Source organism: Bacterioplanes sanyensis (assembly GCF_002237535.1).
Taxonomy (GTDB): Bacteria; Pseudomonadota; Gammaproteobacteria; order Pseudomonadales; family Oceanobacteraceae; genus Bacterioplanes; species Bacterioplanes sanyensis_A.
Genome location: NZ_CP022530.1, coordinates 825,654 through 844,219 on the forward strand (window position 1 = coordinate 825,654; position 18,566 = coordinate 844,219).

The window sequence follows — 18,566 nt, forward strand, 5'->3', positions numbered from 1 at the left end:
TTATGCCACTTGGCTCTGGCTTTTGATCGCTCCGGCTCAGGCAGTATTTCGATCGCGTCGTTCACGGCTTGCAGCAGGCCGTCTTCAATGAGCTGTAGCTCTGCTTGGAGCGTGGTTATCTATTCGGGAATTACAGATGTAGATTCTTCGAATTCAGGTTGATCTGGCGCAGTAAAATAACCACTTGAATCGTCATAGAAATAGCCAATACCTACATGAGAATTAGCGCCCAAAAACACCCAACTCATGTTCTCCGAAAATTGCTGATTATCAACCAATACAATATTAACGACTTGGCCATCTTCGACTATAGCTGCTTTATTTTTTACCATTGCCATACCCTCACCAAACCGTCTCCTCCGGAGCCAGACGAAGCACTATTCCCATGATTGACTGCACCTAACGCGCCTCCGCCTCCACCACCGGGGGTTTTTCCAGGACTTGCCATGGGGTTACCCGCTCGATCATTAGCCGCATTGCCTCCATCGCCAGCAATGTAGCCCCTACCATAACCACCAGCAATTGGACCGCTTGAATGCATGTATGCAGTCCCACCTCCACCACCGGCACGCATTGAATCTTGACCATTAGCATACTTGTAAATCATAGCAAGACTATGGTTTGCATCAGCAGCAATATTACTCACCCCTATTGCAATACCTGAACGCCCACCACCGGACTCATCGAAAGTACTAATAGGACAGAATTCAGGTAACACGCTGTGATAGTATTGATAGTTGTCAGAAAAAGATAAATATGAACCCAATCCTGTAGCAATCCCCCCTCGCCCGCCTGAAGCTGTTAACTGACCGAAGGAAGATGAACCTCCCGATTGCCCGGGTAGATATGAAGAAAACTCACAGCTTCTACCGAGGCCGCCACTTCCTACAATTATACGTGCCGACTCCAGTTCGGAAGCCAAGTAGAGGCGAGAGATATATTGACCACCACATCCACCAGTAGCCACCATTTTAGAATAACTAGCAACAGCAGCACCACCACCACCACCACCCCAACATTCAACAAACACAACGCGCGCAGCTGGATGTTTGAACCATGTACCTGAAACATTAAACTCATCAAGCTGAATAATTGCGCCTGTACTGACCCAATAGTTTGAGTCAGTTCCAGGTTCGATACTGGTAACATCTGGAAGATCTTGTAATAGCGACCAGAACTGATTGCTGTGATAATAAGTCACAGGTACTGTCGATGGGCTGGCTGAAGTTGCACTACTCCAGCCTCCCTGAAAATTCACCACACCTTCGATCTGCTGGGTAAAGTTTTCTGCACGATCCGTTTGTTCTTTAGCCAAAGTGACTTGCTGTGCTGCTAGTACGACTTGCTGCGCAGCATTACTGACTTCCTGCTGTGCGTCGGTTACCGCATGCTGGGCATCTGTTACAGCTTTCTCCGCATCTTCCATATAGTGATAGGTCATGTCAGAACAATTTTTTTGCCACTCTGCTAACCCAGCCAAACTTTGTTGCCACTCCGGTAGAGAGGAAAAAAATCTATTTGCTTTACTAGTAAATTGATCTTGGCTGTCGGATCGACTAGGTAAATCCGCCTCGATATTTTTAACCACTGGTGGATCATTGAAAATAGGATTTGTCATATTAACCCCTCTATATTTATTGTTAAGTCATCAAATTTGGCATTGCTTTGCGCGACATCGAGCGAACGATAAAAGCCATATATCAAGCTGCATTCACGCCGCTCTGTGCCTATCCATACCACAGGCGTCGAGCGCAATTCGTCCAATAAGTTGTAAACGTAATCGGCCTTAGAAGAGGGCACCATTACGGGTGCCCTCAGGCGTTTAGCGCTTTTGCGTCTTACAAACTTGGTTTCGCCAAATTCGTTGGTATCGGCGGTAGAAAAGTCTTTAATTCCTGGGTTCATACCAAATAGCGTATCGCCAATTTGATGCTGAAAGCCCATCACCAGCATACCGCAACGGGCTGAGGCACCTTGTTTCGCGATGCTGATGCGAATGGCAGAGCCGCCGTAGTTGGGTAAATCCAACACCACCAAGTCACGTTTGCGCTTAATCGGTTGAAAAAAGTAGCTATACCAATCGTATACACCGCTGTTATCCAGCAAAGAATAGGTTTTGTCGTATACCACACCGTCGTTACTGTCGATTACTTCAATGCGCACGCTGTCGGCAAAGACATTAAATAATGCCAAGCCATTAACCACAGAACTGGGTGTTAACTGAACCTGAATGCCCTGGCCGTTGCCAGAGAAAAAAGGCCGGTTGCCAGAGCTTTCACTGCCCACGGTGCCGTCGAACATGCGCCAGCGGTTGACTGAACCCAAACGGGTCCAGTCGTTGTTGGTAATCGCAGGCTGTTTAGTGGTAGCAATATTCGCTTGCCAAATATCGTTGCCAACAATTACTTTGCTGTTTTCTGGCCACTGTTGCTGTGACCAACCAGGATAAGCTTCATTCACCATATTGCTGGTTAAGCTAGCCGCCTGGATTTGAATCGGTTTAATAATCTTCATGCTGCACCTTCTAATACATCGATCTGGCGCTCTGCTGGCATGCCTACGGCGTCCCAATCGTCCATGGTATTGGCGGTCACGCTGGTCGATATGCTAATGCTGCGTAAATAGCTTTGTACCAGAGCCAGTTCGTTGCGAATGGCTTCAACACTGCGAGTTAATGCATCGGACGACTGCTGTGTATTGGATTGCACGTTACGGCGCACGGTATTGGCAACATCCGCGGTTAGTACCATTTCATCGCGATGCAATTCTGCTCGATAGCCATCAAAGGGAACGCGGTTTAGGCCTTTGGCATGGGAGCCATCCATTGCAATCCAGCGTAAATCTCGCTCGACTCGCGTCAGTGATCGACGCCCTGTTAGAACTTCATCAATAAAGAACCCCACACCAGCAGGCCCCTCATCAATACGCCCCAGTATTTCCTGATATAGGCGCCTTACTTCTCCCGTAACCGCTGCGCGGCCATGCACATCCGAGTACTTGTCATTACGCTGATTAGCAAACTCTTGGCTGTGAATGATCGCCCACTCAACATCTTTCAGCGTCTTTCCGGCGTTCAGCTGACCTAGCCACGTATTGAGTCCACCTTGATCGGCTTCACGACCTAAAATCTTCCAATATAGCTGACGAACATCCTGTTCGTTTTTGCTCATATTGTTTACATCGCGCTGAATCGCCTTTTCAACTTTCATCGCATTATGTAGGTTGGCTAGCTGCGTTTTAATACTACCTAGGTGCTCATTACTGCCGCGAAGGATATCCAGTTCTTCTTCTTGCTTAATGTAAATGCTTTCTAGATTGTTTATTTGACTTTCTGCAGCCAATTCAATGGTACTTATTTGCTTATTGAATGATGCTTCAATGGTTTCGATCTGTGTTTCTGCCGTACGCAGCTGTTTCTCTGCCGTCGTCAATTGAGCGTTGCCATCGGCATCCAGTCGCTCTAATAGCGCTAACGTCTTACGTTGCTCGCGTTCAAACGAAACACCATCCACAAACTGGCTGGACTCGATATCCGTTGCCTTGCTGGCGTACTCGCCTACGTCGGTTAATACACCATTACTGGCTGCCAGCTGTAGTTTTGACACCGCCTGCTGACGATCATAGTCACGTAGCGGTTGAACTTTATCCCTCAGCGAGTCATAGGCGCTGCCGATCTGCTTGACCGTTTCTTTTAACGACGATACTTGTTCTTTGGCAGAATCTACCCGTAATTTTGCACTTTCAATTGCATTTTTCTTCTGCGCTTCCAGCGCTTCTTTATCGAGCTGAAGCTGATCCTCAACGTATTTGATCTGTCGATCGATAACGGTTCTCAACGCGCTTAATGCTTTGTCAGTCGATTGCTGAGCCTGTTCTAAACGCTCGCGTTCCCGTTCTTCCAGCGTGTTGTAGTACTCTTCGACTTTATCGCGTAATTCAATCATGGTTTGAATACGATCCGAGTCGGCATCGTTCTCAAGTTCCAGCTGATTGAGTAGTTCAGCAAAACCTTCCCTTCTTTTGGGGAGTATCCCAAGTTCATCTTCGAGCTCGGATTTTAGACTGCTGAAGCGCTGATCTGGTGTCATCAAACTGTCAGCAAACTGCTTATATTGCGAGGCTGTTTCAAGCCTAGCTCGCTCTTGCTCATCAATTGTTTGATAATATTTTTCTGCTAGTTCACTGCTCGCCAATAGAGCGGCAATCTGCTTTTTACCCGACTCTTCGCTAGCGTTCAACGTTTGCATGAGCTCCCACATGGCTTCACGGGTAGCCGGTATAGCGTCAATTCCAACGCCGTCTAGTGCCTTAGATAAATCACTTTCTAGCAGGTCGAATTTGTGCTCATCTGTGGCAAAGTTATCGATGAAACTAGTCATGCCGCTTACAAACTTATCCATGCCACCGGCGGCTTCAATCAAGTCATCACTGATCTTGGCAAAGTCTGCACTGCTTGCACGTTTAGCCTGGAAGCCCATACGTTCCATGGCGCTTTCCACAGTTTGTACCTGAGTTGCGACTCGAATCAGTGTTTCGGCGGTTCCTTCCCCGGCTTTAGCAAACTCTGGTGCAAAATCAACCACACTGCCTGCCAGGTTATCGAATATCGAACTGAATACTGCCGATATCTCTTTTTCTTGCTCTTCTGCAGACAGGCCTTTAAGACTGATCTTCTGTGTTTCAACCTTAAAGTTGTCAATGGACTCCTTGATTTTTCCATCTTCAAACCCTAGCGCAGATGCTGCTTTTGATACGGCCAGCTCCATCGAATCGAATATCTCAGAAAACTGATTGCGTGATTCTTCCGTAATATCTGCATAACCAGTTCTCTTTTTCGACTTGCTCCATGCCCATTTTTTGGATCGGGTCACTTCATAGGCACGGATATTCCCAGCGGCATCAAGTTCTTTAAATTTTCCGCCGCCAATCTCAATACCTCTGTCTGTCACCTTAGATTTACCGCCAAGCGCTTTGAGCCCCAAGCTGGCTATCTTACTAGTGACAACACTCGACAATAATAGGGGTGATGCAGCAAGCGCTAATGCCGATGTATTTCCAGAGCTTGATACAAAGTTTCGTAGCTGATCATTTTTTGCGCCTAAACGATCGAATACATTGGTTTCTTTAATTTCATGTTTGCCGTTGGAATAGGTATAGACCTTACCATCTTGGTTTTTTGAAATTATTGAAGCCGCGCCGGTAATGCCATTGCTTAATGCTAGCAGAGCATTATGCATTCCTCGGTTTATACCAACGAGTTCTTCTGTTGCATTTGCCGTTATATCAAGAGCTTTTTGTATCGATTGGGACTTGGCGCTACTGTCGCCAAATACCGTACCTGTCCCCTGCTTTTTCTGTTGTTTTTGTGCATCATCGGGAAACGACCCAGAAATACTGCCCACACTGAAACCAAGCGAAGCAACAGAGGCCGCCATCGCCGCCATACGACCAAACGCGGTATATGGATCTCCCGCCGATTGATTTAATACCGCACTCACCGCTTGAATGGCACTCAGAGCTTGTATCGCGATACCCAGCTGGTTGTAAGAGGCCGATCCTTCATCTTCCATCGCCTGCATCGCCTGCAGAGACTGATTGACCCCGGCAACCACGCCATCAAAGGTCAGATTTTTTTCAATGGCATTGCCAGTCTTTTCACTGCTGGCACTCAAGCCATCGAGAGACTGTTCGATATTACCAACAGGAAGTTGCTGCGGACCTAATGCATCACTCCAGTCACCTTGCGCAATCGCATGCGACAGCTGCTTATTCATCTCCTGACCAGCGCGCTTGGCGCTCGATTTAGACGACTTTTCAACTTTGGCGAACTGGCGTGTATATGACTCGTGTAGACCGTCCAGCTCACTGGTATCCAGCTGTGGCAATGACAAAGTTTCTGGAATGCTGTCGGACAAGCCAGATAAGCCTTCCAGGGATGGCTCCAGTGCTTCTTTTAAGCTGTCTCCGCTTGTAGTTAATGATTCAGATAACGCATCCAGTGGGTTATCGTCGCCAAATATACCTTCGAATGCGCTTTTGGCTCCGCTAGCAAAGTCCTGAATCACATCACCATAACTCAACGCTTCACCAGCGATGGCGGAGGCATCAGCGACAAAACCAAATGCCTCGGCAATACCTTTAAGCTTTGGCGATGTTTTTTCTAAGCGCTGTGATAAACCATCCGCCAGCGAGGAAAATCCGCCCAGTTTCTGCTCTAGTGCGTCACGAGCAGCTGCACCCTCAGCGGAATCTGAAAAATCGATCAGCGCTGCAGAGCTGTCTGTTACAAAGCTGGTTAAATCGGAAAAGGCTGTACCCAGATCCGACGTTTGCGCCACCATATCCGATGCTTCAGACACTTGACCCAGTATATTGGCCAGGCCGCTTAAGTGCGGTGAGGTTTGTGCAACCGCGTCAGACATGCCAGACAGCTGCTCCGCCGCCTGGCGGAAACGATCGGCCGTCGATGCGTTGCTATCGTCTTGGGTAAAGATATTGATCAGGTCTTCTACCGCGGCCTTACCTTGATCAGCCCCTGCGACCAGTTCTGTGATTTCGCCACTGAATTCCAGCGCTTGCTGAGCGCTGCCCGAGGCTTGCGCGACTTTATCTAGTGCCGATGCTATGCCATTCAAATGCGGCGATGTATTTTTCAGCTGATCAGACAGCGTCATTGCTTGCGTTGCAAAGCCTGCCAGCTTCTCATCCAATGTGGTGCGTGCAGCGGCACTTTCGGCAGAGCCGGAAAAGTCCAATAGCGCAGCGCTACTGCTTTGCGCATAACCCACTATATCGGCGAATGTGTTGCCCAGCTTGCCCGTCTCTCCAGCAAGTGAGGACGCCTTTGCCATCGACGCCAGTGTGGTCGACAAACCCTGCAAATGCGGTGACGCCTGACCGGCAGTATCTGCCATTTTATTCAGTTGGTCGGCCGCACTTTCAAACCGCTCTGGCATAGACAGCTGACTACTTTCGTCAGTAAAAGTATGCAACAGCTGCTGAACCGCAGCGGCACTGTCGTCTGCGCCTTGAATCAGTAGCTCTAGTGTATCCCCATACTGCAACGCTTCCTGTGCGACCGCAGATGCTTGGGCAACACCTTTAAACACTTCTGCAAAGCCAGACAATTCAGGAGAAGCGGCGTTTAACTGCTGTTCGAGGTTGGTGGCATTTTCTGCGATAGAGGCCAGTTGCGCCGCTAGCTCGCCACGTGCCGCAGCACCGTCTACCGAGTCCGAAAGCCCGAATAGGGCGTCAGCTCCTGAAATCGCGCTGCTCGCCATGGCATCAATTTCGTTGCTTAGAGCAACCGACTGCTCGGTGAATTCTGATACATCAGCAATACCCGAAAATACCTTTGACAGCCCCTCGAGATGCGGTGAAGCTTTTTGCACTCGCGCAGCCAACTGATCTGCAGAGCTGGAAATGTTGGCTAAACGCGTACCGATACTTTCTTCTGCACCTGTTGCACTGGCAACCTGCCACAACTCTGCGATGGCAGTACGGCCCTCTTGGGCAGCACCAACCATCTCTGATACTTGTTGCCGGTAGTCCAGTAATGACGAAGCGCTGTCTGCCCCTTTGGACACAGCCTGAAGCGCACTCCCCATTCCCTTCAGTTGAGGAAATGCAGACGACAGCGTGGTCGCTAGGTTGTTGGCGCTGCCAGCCACAGCGTCTAAGTCGCTACGTAATGTGTTTTCTGCAGCCAAGCTATTGGCAGCATTGGAGAAGTTCAGAAGTTCCGCGGTATTACTTTTTAAGCTATTTCCGAGAGTATCAATACTATTCCCAAGCTTTAGCGATTGATTGGCAGTATCGGCGGCGCCAGATACTGCTTCAAATCCTTTACCAAAGATGGCCAACTTGGGAGAAATAGCACTAATATCCGAAGATATCTCCTGAGACTTTTTAGATAATGTATCCAACTGCTTGGATACGACTTGGTAGCTTCCATTGGTATCAATTCCTTCTAAAGAACTGATCTTTTCAACTACCTTAGTGGTCTTGCTAACTGTGTCATAGACTTTGTTAATTTCATCTATTGCATCTTTAACGTCGACCTTTAGTTTTAAATTGATTTTAGCCACGTTTTTCACTCAATGCGTTGAGTGCGCCGATTTCTACCAGGCGCACTTTTTGAAAGGTTTCTGCGGTTTTTTCGATATTCATCATTCGCATGACCGATTCCACCGCACTGTAATCGAGGCCTGTCTGCACACCGGACATACCGGCAAACCGCCATTGGGTGCTGCATGAGCAAAACACCTCAAAAGCGAGGCAGTTTTCCTCATACAGTTGAAATTCTTCAGGCGGCTGAAGATGATCATATGCGTTGCTTGCTAAACCAAAGGCACCGAGATCATCTTCGAGTGATTCGTGCCCGGCTGATGCTCCCATCACCCAGGCACGGCCTGCATCTTTTAAGTTTTGCTCTGGCCCTTTTTTGCGTAGCTATCCTGATAGGCGGCCCAAATGGCTTGCGAGATGTCAGGATCAGAGCGCAGGGCTGCGAGCATGTCGTCACCGCTTAAGCTCTGACCATCATGGCCTTCCATCTCTACGCCTTCGGCACCTACAAATACAACGTCCAGCGCTTTTTCATCGTCTGCACCGACGCGCTCAAGCTCGGCCATATTCAGCGTTTTAAAAATACCGGTGAATTCACCTTGTTTTTCTTCGTTGCCTTCACGGTAGGTAACGGCGACTGGGTATTGGTAGGTACGGTCAGTTTTGATCTTAAACATGTGATTTTCCTTACTTAACTGTGATACGAATTTCGTCGTTGCCGCTGTTTGGATTAATCGTCAGCGGGATTTGCAGCATTTGCATGCCATTGAGGTCAGACTCGGTAGGCGCACCGGTGCCCACTTGCGGGCAGTCGATCTGGACGATGTTGCCGGCATCGGTGCCATGCGTCAGGCTTAGCGTACCCAGGTCACCGTTACGTGCTTTTTCGTACAGGTTGATGGTGGCCAGATCCGGCTCTTCTACCGTGGCGCTGCCACTCGGCGCACGACCATTAATTTCAATGGACGAGCTATTACCCACCACCTGGTGTTTGACCACCTCGACGGCCATGTCCATCGACAGCTGGTTAAAGCTCAGTGCCTGGCCATGCAGGGTAAAGGCCGGTGTATTGGCCGCCGTTACTGGCATTGGTGTTTGGTAAGCGCTGAAATCGGCATCGGTTGGCATATCGCCATTGGCGATGGGCGAGAACAGACCTTTAAAGGTAAAGCTCATGACAGGGATGTTATTCACGTCAAAAGTGAAGGACACTGAGCCACGGCCACCGGTAAATTTGTGCAATACGCTGTCACGGTTGATGTACGCGGTCAGCGACTCTTCTGCACCTGTCACTGGGTCATAGACTACATCGGTACCGGCATTGACGGTTTCTTTAAAACCACAAGCGCGCATTAGTGGCGACCAAGCCGGTGCATTACCGGCGGTGCCGGAGCCAGCCAGCTCAACTTCCACCGTCAGTTCAACGTGTTTTTCACCAGCAATGGTTTGAGCATTACCAAAGTACGGCCGATCCAGTTGGCGCTGAACGTCCTCACCCGCCAGGGGCGTCAGTGAGATGGATCGGGTCAATACTGCATTTAATGCTGCGGTTGGTGCTGCGTCGTCACCGTAGGTATTTTCAATGGCTGCCAACAACAGGCGGCGATTTGTACGATTCTTCATCGTGTCTCCTAAGAGTAATTCGGTTATATATGAAGGCTATAAGTGGAGCGAAACAGCTTCTGCTCTGGCTGTGCTTCATATTGCATTTCAGTTTGTTTATTCATGGCCAACCATTGGCCATTTCTCATACGCTCATCAATGTGTCGTTCAAGTTGGCAATTGGTGATATACACCTGCTGCAACGTGGTTTGATTATTGATGGTGTCGCCATAATAAATATGGACCTCAAGCTCACGACTGCCGCTGCTGTTTGTTTCCTGACTTAAACGGACAGGAACAATACGTACCAGCGGGTAGTCCGATTCGTTCGGTGCTTCTTCCAGGCCCAGTTTGCTTGTATTAACACCGTCGACCTGAGCGAGGTCCGTTGAAATGGCTTGTAATAAGCTTTCAATATTCAATTGTCACCTCAACTTTTTGGGGAAGCCCCTACTCAATGTTCGCTATAATATTTGTTTTTTGTCACCTATTGGCATAATCCATGTTATTCGTTTAGGTGATTTAAATGACGCCAGATAGTTAACTGCGCCTTTCATATTATGTTGTGAATGATAGTGGTTTTTTGTTACCTAGTGTTCCAATCTAGGTGACAACTATTTTTTATTGAGCAGATGTTGATGCATTAACTGCATGGTATTGTTCATCTGCTTTAGCTCGCCCTGAACACTGGTTAGCTTTTGCGCAGCTTCATTAATTCTCGAATGCAATACCGTCATATCTTCATGACTCGGTGCATGCGCCAGCTCTGCTTCTAAATGCGCAACACGTTCATCGATTTTTTGCATAGACAGTGTCAGCTGCTCTTTGGTTTTTACAATGCTGGACTCATTGGCTTTGTAGCGACTTAGCATCCAAGTATAGGTTGCAAACAGCGCTAGTACCGCCAGCTGAGCAATATCAAACCAGAATTTTAGGGCGCGATAATCTAGCTCTGGCATAGGTCATCAAATGCGGCTTGTTCAGCACATTCATCGCAGTAGTGCTTTTGTCGATGCTGATAGCTTTCTAGCGAATCACCACAATAGCTGCAGAGCCGATGATCGTTGATATAAGCCGCCATATGCGCATCATTCGGTAGATTCATCAACTGTTCGTCAGTCAATTCGTCATACCAGTCGATATCATGTTTCATAATTCCCTCGTTATTTTTTTAGTACGGGTACCAGCTTTTCGCAGCTGCGTCCTACCACATACCCACCAATACCAATTTGCAATAAGCTCCAAGCCTGGTCACTCAAACGAAATTGCGTTAAACCAAAGGTATCCAATACCACCAGCACTAAAAAGGTCAGCATGGTGATTGGGCGCCAGTTTCTTTGTAGCCAGCTTTCGCCTTTGGCTTCTTGCACCAGGACTTTTTGCTGACTGTCGATAATGGCTTGCTCGCTGGCAAGAATGGCTTTTTTTAAAGTGATTTCGGCAACACCTAGCTGGCTTTGTATTTTTGCCTTTTCTTCATTGGACGTATGAAGGTTGTCAATCAGCTTGGTGACGTTTTTTAAGATGCTATCGAATGTGCTGTCCCATAGCATTTTGCCTCCTCGGCAGTTGCCATTGTGTGTTAGTGCTCTTCGTCCCAGGTTTGGTACATCCACTGCTGCACATCAAAACCTGGGCAGCGTTTGTTGCTGACCTGATTGTGGCCAATAACGTTAAGTTCTTTTTGCAGTTGCTTTTCTAATAGCAGGACTAATTTTTCCAATGCTGTCCACTGAGCTTTGGTGTATTGATCACGGCCTATTAAACAAATACCCACCGAGCCACGGTTATACCCACGTGCATGCGCGCCGCTTTCATTGAGTGGCCGCCCCGCTTCGATACTGCCATCGAGGCAGATCACGAAGTGATAGCCAATGGCGGTCAAATGCGGTTGATGGTGCGGTTCAATGATTAAGTTGCGTTTAAAACCGCGCTGATGATGCCAATCATCAATATCAATGGCGTTGTGCTGACGGCCATTCGGGGTATCGCTGCAGTGAATAATTATAGTGTCCAGCTCGGAGAGTGGTTGATAGTTGCCCATGGTCACCTCCTTTAATGCGCCCGCGCGCGTTTTGCTGCTCGTTTTTTGTTGATCACCCGGTACACATGGGTTCTGCTGATGCCATATTTTTCGGCCAGATCGCAGGGTTTTACCCCCAGCTCAGACCAATCACGGAACAGCGCATCGTCACGCAAGCTGGAATCCAAGCGATCACGCTTGGGGAAATAAATATGTCGCCCGCCACAATAACTGGTCAGCTCGGCCAGTAACGCTTGCGTCAGCTTGTCGGCCGCGGTGTCGTCGTAGCCCATGGTGAGTAGCGTGCGGATGTATACGTCGGCGATGGCGCAGTAGTCCCGCGCCCACTGTTTTTTATCGGCCTCCGATAGGTTGTTAATGTGCTCTGCCCAATGTCCTATGCTTGGTACTTTTTCGGTCACCTTGACTGACTCCTTCTGCGGCACATGAAGTGAGACGGCGACGCCATGTGACTCATTTTTGAGGCAGCATGGCGTTTTTGCTGTACTTAGTGATGTCGACTCGCCTGTCTGCGACGCTGAAGGGCACGAAAATGCTTTCATCACGCCTTAAAGACTGTCGAGGCATTCACAAAAGAGCAGCAACCCTCTCATTTACGACAGACATTGTAACCACTGGCTCCCAAGCATTCAATCATTTATGATAGACAGACGAGGTTTTTTTAACCCATTTTTGAGAGACATGGTAAAGAGACGCGCTTTATGGATAATCAGAATGAACTTTCTGTTGCAAATCTGAATGGCATTGCCTCCCGCATCGCATTGGTGGCAGAGACCGTTGGAGGAAAGCGCCGCCTCGCTGAGCTGATTCAGGTGTCGGAATCGCAGATTCATCGCTACAGCGCCAAAGACAGCGACCCTAAAATCTCCGTCCTGCTGTCGATGGCTGCGGTGTCCGGCGTGCGTTTGCACTGGCTAATCACTGGCGAAGAGCCGGTGCTGTGTCAGGAAGGGAGTGATGGGCCGGTCAGCATTGAGCAAGAGTTTGCCTTGATTCCCGGCTACAACGTTCACGTTAGCGCCGGCAATGGCACCCTGCCGCTGGACGAGCAACCGGCTCGGCGGCTGGCCTTTCGCCATCGTTGGCTGCAATACCGCGGCCTTAATGCCAAAAACTTGGTAATGGTGTATGCCCGCGGTGACAGCATGGAGCCGACCATCGCCGATAACGATACCTTGATGGTCGATACCAGCGACACTGTGCCGCAAGACGGCCAGATTTTTGTGATTCGCAACGATGGCCACTTGCTGGTGAAGCGCACCCAGGTCGCCCCAGGTCAGGGCGTATGGCTACTGAGCGACAACGCCAATTACGACCGTTTGCTGCTCAACCTCAACGATACCCCCGACCTCGATGTGATTGGCCGGGTGGTGTGGATCGGGAAGAACGTATGACCGTGCCGTTGGTGTACCATCCCAATTATTCCTGTCCCTTCCCCGGTGACCACCGCTTCGTTATGTCGAAGTTCGTGCGGCTGTATCAGTATTGCCAGCAGTGGGACATGATCGATGGCAATTTGCACCAGCCAGAGACCGCCAGTATCGAACAGCTGTCCATCGTTCATGATTTGGACTACCTGCATGGCCTAGTGAACAACAACCTGGATGCACGCGTCTGGCGGCGTACAGGGTTGCCATGGAGTCAGGGCCTGATAGAACGCACGCTGACGGCCCCCAATGGCACCTTGCTGACGGCACGGTTGGCGCTGGAGCACGGCTTGGCGTGTCATCTGGCGGGCGGCACCCACCACGCGCATCGCGATTTTGGTTCGGGCTTTTGTTTGGTGAACGACCTTGCCTACTGCGCTCAAACGCTACTGGAACAAGGCGAGGTGCAGCGTGTGCTGATATTTGATCTCGACGTACATCAAGGCGACGGAACCGCCGCGATTCTGGCCAATGAGCCACGGGCGCTCACGTGCTCCATCCATTGTGAAAAGAACTTTCCCTTTCGCAAGGCCGTCAGTGATGTGGATATCGGCCTGGAGACGGGCTTAGAAGACGACGCATATTTGGATGTGGTGGAGCGGACGCTGATTCGTTTATTGGACGAGCAACGGCCGGATTTGGTGCTGTACGACGCCGGCGCCGATGTGTGGCAGCACGACGCGCTGGGCCATTTGAACATCAGCTGGCAAGGCGTTAAACGCCGAGATGAGTTGGTATTGCAGCAGTGCTTACAACGCCATATTCCGGTGGCCACCGTCATCGGTGGCGGCTATGACAGCGACCACCAGCGTCTGGCGCAACGCCATGCCAGCGCTATCGAGGCGGCGTTTGAGCTGGCGCCCTTGTATCTGTAAGCGCCTTCCCCTCAAACACGAGTGAGCCTGGTTTCTTGCAGTACCGTCAGTATTTGCTGCTGCAACCAAGCCAGCGCCGGGTCACGCAGGGCTTTTTGGTGCCAATACAAGTGCACTTCCAACACCGCTGCCGCTACCGGAAACGGTTTGACCAACCATTGCTGTGGCTGCTCTTGTGCCAGTTGATGGGCGTAGTCTGTCGGTAGCGTCAGCAGCAGCCCCGTTTCAGCCGCCACTTTCAGCGCGGCGTAATAGTTTTGGCAACGCAGCGCAATGCGACGCTCCAAGCCCTCACGGTTGAGTGCTAAGTCCTCCACACCTGGGCCATCCGGTCGGCTGGATACCAGTATGTGGCCCCAGCCTAAATAGGTGTCGGCGTCCCATGGCTGCGTCAACGCCGGATGATCGCGTTTTAACAACACCGCCAGCTGCTGCTCGCCAATGCGCTGATGATCAATGTCGGAAGCCACTGGCAGCAGTACATCGGCAGCAAAGTCGACACTGCCCGCTCTTAAAGTGGCGCTCAGGTCGCGCCGACGCTGACGCACACTGCGCAATTGAATGCCCGGTGCCTGTGGTTGAATGTGGCTCATCAGCGCCGGTAACGCGGTCGCTTCCAACAAGTCCCGCATCGCCAGTGTGAACTGTCGTGACGAGTGACTCGGCTCGAATATCAGCCCTTCGCTGAAGGTCGACTCCAGTTCCGCCAACGCCAGACGTACACGCTCGATAATGGCCTTGGCCAGCGGCGTTGGGACCATGTGTTTACCGCTGCGCTCAAATAGCGGGTCGTTAAAGCGCTCACGCAACCGCGCCAATGCATGGCTTACTGCAGGCTGCGACAAATGCAGGCGCTCACTGGCACGCGTAAGATTGCCTTCCTGGTAAATTACATCAAATACCACAAATAAATTCAGATCGGTTTTCGCCAAATTCATCGTCTAGCGCTGCCACAGGTTGCCTGAACACAATATGAACACGGACGTTCCATTTGTGATACTAATAATTTAATCATCTGCACTGGTCATCGGATTTAATTGCCTTAGTATTCGTATTTCACGCAAATGAGAAGGAATTTAACGATGACTTTAGGACGACTGTCTTTGGCACTAATGACCAGCCTGACACTAGCAGGCTGCGCCACTTCTAATATTGGCCAACAAGCCGACTATGTCGGTACCGAAGCCGGCTCAGCACCACTGGATATTTCAGCATCATTTAACCCTGCTTTGTGCAGCAACCAAATAGGTTACTTGGCCTTTTCGGTTACAAACCCCAGCAGCGACTTCTATACCCTGGACAACGCCGAACTGCATCTGCCTGAAGGCCATGAGCAGCAATTCCATGTGCTCGCGGGACGAGAGCTGATCGCTTGGGCCGACGCGCAAAATAACCTCACCTTGCGTAATCAGCACAACACTAACCTTGCACGTTTGGCTGCCGTTAGCGTGGCCCGATTGATGGCCGACAGCAGTAACGATAATGCTAATGTCGTTGGCGCCGGAATTGGCGCCATTACCGCAGCCGATATACTCACCGAAGAAGCGGAAAAAGCGTCCATTCCAGCGGGCACCAGCTCAAATCACTTATATGAAGAGAATTTGATGGTACCACCAGGCATGGACCGCACCTTTTGGGTCGCCTTACAAGCTAAGCCCAATGCACCTCTGTTGACCGAAATCAGCGTCAGCTACACGGATGCGGAGGGCAAAACCCAGCGCTTCTCGGCCGAACTGAACAAATGGCAGAACTGTGAATGGCAACAACAACGCATTGCCGACGTCCGCAAATGGGGCGCAGCAAATGGCCTGATTCGTGTTGGTCGTCAAACCGGTGGCGGCACTTATTACATGGCCCATGACCTATTAGAAGTCGCAGAAAAGTATCAACAGCAACATGAGCTGGCGAGCAGCGAGTAAGACGCTTGAGCCGTCTAGCCATTGACCCCTTAGTAGCGGCTCCCTATATTGACAGCGTCAACATTCAAGGAGCCGCTTATGTCTGACTACCAATGCTTCACCGTCGAAATCATCGATCACATTGCTCATGTGACCTTTTCCCGCCCTGAGCAACTGAACACCATGAACAAAGCCTTCTGGCTGGAGCTACCGCTGTGCCTGCGTGATATCGAAGCCAGTAGCAACGCTCGGGTGGTGGTCATCTCGTCGACGGGCAAACACTTTTCTGCGGGTATGGACTTAGCGGTCTTCAGCGATCCGAAAACAGTGCCGATGACCGGCGACCCTGGCCGTATGGCAGAAAACCTGCGCCGCGTGGTACTGCAATTACAAAGCAGCCTGAGTGTTTTGGAAGAGATTCGCTTGCCGGTATTAACCGCGATTCAGGGCGGCTGTATCGGTGGCGCGCTGGATTTGGTCTGCGCAGCAGATTGTCGTTATGCCACAGAGGATGCCTACTTCACCATCAAAGAGACCGAGCTGGGTATGACGGCCGACGTTGGTACGCTACAGCGCCTGCCCAAGTTGATTGCCCCTGGTGTGGTGCGTGAGCTGGCGTATACCGGGCGAAAATTCGACGCCGCTGAAGCGCAGCAGTTGGGGTTGGTTAATCAAGTGTTTGCCGACCAAGAAACTATGCTGGCGGAAGTGATGAAGATTGCAGCGCAAATCGCCGCCAACTCACCTCTGGCCGTCACTGGCTGCAAAGAAATGCTGAACTACAGCCGCGATCACAGCGTACAAGACAGCCTAACCTACATGGCGACCTGGCAGTCTGGCATGTTCCGGCCGACGGATATGATGAAAAGCTTTCAAGCTAAGGCCACTAAATCCTCGCCAGAATACGACGACTTGTTTGATGTAAAACCTTTGTTTGAGTGATTCCGATGAAAAGCAGGCCTGATAGGCCTGCTGATTCATGCACCGATATCGGTTCAGAAGTGGAAAGTACCGCCTAAGGTCAGCTGCGTCAGCGATGTTGATACATCAATTTCTTCACTGCTGCCGCGTACTTCATAGCTTTGCCAAGCAATGGCTTTATACTGCAGCCCCGCTTCCACTTCAAAGCGCTCGTGCAGCTCCAGCAAACCACCCGCGGAGAGATTGATCGCCACGCCACTCAGGTCTTCACCGTCGACAAACAAGTGGCCAGTGTCTTCCCAACTGTAGAAGCCCATCCCAACACCCACATAAGGTCGCAATTTTGATTCGCCAAATGGGACTTTGAAATCTAGGTCGAGACCACTGAACTCGTGTTCCAGACCGTTGTTATCCTGTTCAACATCAATTCCAGTCACGGACAGCTCAAAGCGGTTGTCTGAGTCCATGATGTAACCGAGTTTGACAGTACGAAAGCTGCTATCCAGATCGACAGTTGACGTACCAAAGCCGTCGAATTCGGTTTCACCGCTGCCACCGCCAATCACCAGACCGGCATAAAAGTCAGCACTGGCTGGCGTGGATAAACAGGCCATTACAGCCAGGGGAGCAAGCGGGAGAAATTTAGAAACGCGCATTTATTATCCTATAGATTTATCAATATTGCCGTGGGCTTCACTGCCCAAAAGGGCGCGCATTCAACCAGCTTTGGATAACCATCGCAACTAGACTTAAATCGTCTACGCTGTGGTATGGCTTGAGTGGAGGAAACGCCGTGAGTGAAGGTCCATTTCGTTTAGTAACCCGCAGCGACTTTGATGGCTTGGTGTGCGCTGTGTTGTTCAAGGAGCTGGGGATGATTGACGACATTCTGTTTGTTCATCCCAAGGATATGCAGGATGGCAAAATTGATATTGGTGCCAACGATATCACGACTAACCTGCCATACGTGACAGGCTGCCATTTGTGTTTCGACCATCATGCTTCCGAGTTAAGCCGTCGCGGTGATGAACGCCCTGATAACCACATCATTTTTGAAGAAGCACCGTCAGCAGCACGTGTGGTGTACGACTATTACGGCGGTACCGCTCGCTTTCCTAATATTTCACAGGACATGATGGAAGCGGTGGATAAAGCCGACTCAGCGCAGTTTAGCCAGGATGAAATCCTGCATCCGCAGGGCTGGGTGTTGTTGAATTATCTAATGGATTCGCGCACTGGCTTAGGGCGGTTTCGTGAATTTCGAATCAGTAATTATCAATTGATGATGCAGCTGATCGATTACTGCCGCGACCATAGTATTGAGCAAATTCTGCAATTGCCGGACGTTAAAGAGCGGGTGGAGCTGTTTAATCAACATCGGCCATTGTTTGAGGACCAACTGCGTCGTTGTTCAACAGTGCATGATAATCTGGTGGTGCTGGATCTAAGAAACGAGGAAACCATTTTCGCTGGCAATCGGTTTATGATTTATGCGCTATTTCCCAATCAGAATATTTCCATTCATGTATTGTGGGGCCTTAAACAGCAAAATACCGTGTTCGCCATTGGTGGATCGATCGTGAATCGTAGTCACCAAACGCACATCGGTGAGTTGTGTTTATCCTACGATGGTGGCGGTCATAAAAATGCCGGAACCTGTCAAGTCGACAACGATAAAGCGGAAGCCGTATTAGCCGAGTTGGTACAACGTATCACCGCCGATGGCTGA

The 18,566-nt window shown here is 50.1% G+C and carries 20 protein-coding genes; 5 read left to right on the forward strand and 15 right to left on the reverse strand.

What is annotated here, in order from left to right:
• Window positions 1-119: 119 nt before the first annotated feature.
• The 13 genes from CHH28_RS03835 to CHH28_RS03900 all read right to left on the reverse strand — a co-directional run bounded on the left by CHH28_RS03835 (window position 120) and on the right by CHH28_RS03900 (window position 12,117).
• Window positions 120-338 (reverse strand): hypothetical protein, encoded by a 219-nt coding sequence (locus CHH28_RS03835; protein ID WP_157729762.1) that lies wholly within the window; start codon window positions 336-338, stop codon window positions 120-122.
• Entirely contained in the window at window positions 326-1,618 is a 1,293-nt protein-coding gene (locus CHH28_RS19815; RefSeq protein ID WP_157729763.1) for a glycine-rich domain-containing protein, read from the reverse strand. The genes CHH28_RS03835 and CHH28_RS19815 overlap by 13 nt, the downstream gene beginning before the upstream one ends.
• Entirely contained in the window at window positions 1,615-2,514 is a 900-nt protein-coding gene (locus tag CHH28_RS03850; RefSeq protein WP_094059068.1) for a hypothetical protein, read from the reverse strand. The genes CHH28_RS19815 and CHH28_RS03850 overlap by 4 nt, the downstream gene beginning before the upstream one ends.
• Window positions 2,511-8,090: a DUF4214 domain-containing protein gene (locus CHH28_RS03855; RefSeq protein ID WP_094059069.1), complete on the reverse strand. Its 5,580-nt coding sequence runs from the start codon at window positions 8,088-8,090 to the stop codon at window positions 2,511-2,513. The genes CHH28_RS03850 and CHH28_RS03855 overlap by 4 nt, the downstream gene beginning before the upstream one ends.
• Complete coding sequence (locus CHH28_RS03860; RefSeq protein WP_094059070.1) at window positions 8,083-8,400, reverse strand: DUF1799 domain-containing protein; 318 nt, start codon at window positions 8,398-8,400, stop codon at window positions 8,083-8,085. The genes CHH28_RS03855 and CHH28_RS03860 overlap by 8 nt, the downstream gene beginning before the upstream one ends.
• A 23-nt stretch (window positions 8,401-8,423) precedes the next feature.
• Complete coding sequence (locus tag CHH28_RS03865; protein WP_094059071.1) at window positions 8,424-8,747, reverse strand: hypothetical protein; 324 nt, start codon at window positions 8,745-8,747, stop codon at window positions 8,424-8,426.
• 10 nt (window positions 8,748-8,757) lie between these two features.
• Complete coding sequence (locus tag CHH28_RS03870) at window positions 8,758-9,693, reverse strand: phage tail tube protein (protein WP_094059072.1); 936 nt, start codon at window positions 9,691-9,693, stop codon at window positions 8,758-8,760.
• A gap of 23 nt (window positions 9,694-9,716) precedes the next feature.
• On the reverse strand, window positions 9,717-10,094 hold the full coding sequence (locus tag CHH28_RS03875; protein ID WP_094059073.1) for a hypothetical protein: 378 nt from the start codon (window positions 10,092-10,094) through the stop codon (window positions 9,717-9,719).
• 192 nt (window positions 10,095-10,286) lie between these two features.
• Window positions 10,287-10,631: a DUF2730 family protein gene (locus CHH28_RS03880; protein WP_094059074.1), complete on the reverse strand. Its 345-nt coding sequence runs from the start codon at window positions 10,629-10,631 to the stop codon at window positions 10,287-10,289.
• Window positions 10,619-10,825, reverse strand: coding sequence for a hypothetical protein (locus CHH28_RS03885; RefSeq protein WP_094059075.1), 207 nt, complete (start codon window positions 10,823-10,825; stop codon window positions 10,619-10,621). The genes CHH28_RS03880 and CHH28_RS03885 overlap by 13 nt, the downstream gene beginning before the upstream one ends.
• 10 nt (window positions 10,826-10,835) lie before the next feature.
• Window positions 10,836-11,225 carry a 3TM-type holin gene (locus tag CHH28_RS03890; protein ID WP_094059076.1) on the reverse strand — a complete coding sequence of 130 codons (390 nt, stop codon included), beginning with the start codon at window positions 11,223-11,225 and terminating at the stop codon, window positions 10,836-10,838.
• A gap of 29 nt (window positions 11,226-11,254) precedes the next feature.
• Window positions 11,255-11,716: an N-acetylmuramoyl-L-alanine amidase gene (locus CHH28_RS03895; protein ID WP_199243999.1), complete on the reverse strand. Its 462-nt coding sequence runs from the start codon at window positions 11,714-11,716 to the stop codon at window positions 11,255-11,257.
• An 11-nt stretch (window positions 11,717-11,727) separates the two neighbouring features.
• Window positions 11,728-12,117 (reverse strand): Mor transcription activator family protein, encoded by a 390-nt coding sequence (locus tag CHH28_RS03900; protein WP_157729765.1) that lies wholly within the window; start codon window positions 12,115-12,117, stop codon window positions 11,728-11,730.
• Window positions 12,118-12,417: 300 nt separating this feature from the next.
• Here CHH28_RS03900 and CHH28_RS03905 point away from each other — a divergent pair, with 300 nt between their 5' ends.
• Both CHH28_RS03905 and CHH28_RS03910 read left to right on the forward strand, forming a co-directional pair.
• On the forward strand, window positions 12,418-13,110 hold the full coding sequence (locus CHH28_RS03905) for a S24 family peptidase (protein WP_094059078.1): 693 nt from the start codon (window positions 12,418-12,420) through the stop codon (window positions 13,108-13,110).
• A complete protein-coding gene (locus tag CHH28_RS03910; RefSeq protein ID WP_094059079.1) occupies window positions 13,107-14,018 on the forward strand; it encodes a histone deacetylase in 912 nt (303 codons plus the stop codon). Before CHH28_RS03905 ends, CHH28_RS03910 begins: the two co-directional genes overlap by 4 nt.
• An 11-nt stretch (window positions 14,019-14,029) precedes the next feature.
• Here the strand turns inward: CHH28_RS03910 and CHH28_RS03915 are convergent, their stop codons facing one another.
• Window positions 14,030-14,956: a LysR family transcriptional regulator gene (locus CHH28_RS03915; RefSeq protein WP_094059080.1), complete on the reverse strand. Its 927-nt coding sequence runs from the start codon at window positions 14,954-14,956 to the stop codon at window positions 14,030-14,032.
• A 144-nt stretch (window positions 14,957-15,100) separates the two neighbouring features.
• Here CHH28_RS03915 and CHH28_RS03920 point away from each other — a divergent pair, with 144 nt between their 5' ends.
• Together CHH28_RS03920 and CHH28_RS03925 are read left to right on the forward strand one after the other, a co-directional pair.
• Window positions 15,101-15,937, forward strand: coding sequence for a hypothetical protein (locus CHH28_RS03920; RefSeq protein ID WP_094059081.1), 837 nt, complete (start codon window positions 15,101-15,103; stop codon window positions 15,935-15,937).
• A gap of 78 nt (window positions 15,938-16,015) precedes the next feature.
• Entirely contained in the window at window positions 16,016-16,858 is an 843-nt protein-coding gene (locus CHH28_RS03925; RefSeq protein WP_094059082.1) for a crotonase/enoyl-CoA hydratase family protein, read from the forward strand.
• A 53-nt stretch (window positions 16,859-16,911) separates the two neighbouring features.
• On the opposite strand, the gene CHH28_RS03930 is transcribed toward CHH28_RS03925, so the two are convergent.
• A complete protein-coding gene (locus CHH28_RS03930; protein WP_094059083.1) occupies window positions 16,912-17,493 on the reverse strand; it encodes an outer membrane beta-barrel protein in 582 nt (193 codons plus the stop codon).
• Between the two features lie 137 nt (window positions 17,494-17,630).
• Between CHH28_RS03930 and CHH28_RS03935 the strand changes: the two genes are divergently transcribed.
• Complete coding sequence (locus CHH28_RS03935; RefSeq protein WP_094059084.1) at window positions 17,631-18,566, forward strand: exopolyphosphatase; 936 nt, start codon at window positions 17,631-17,633, stop codon at window positions 18,564-18,566.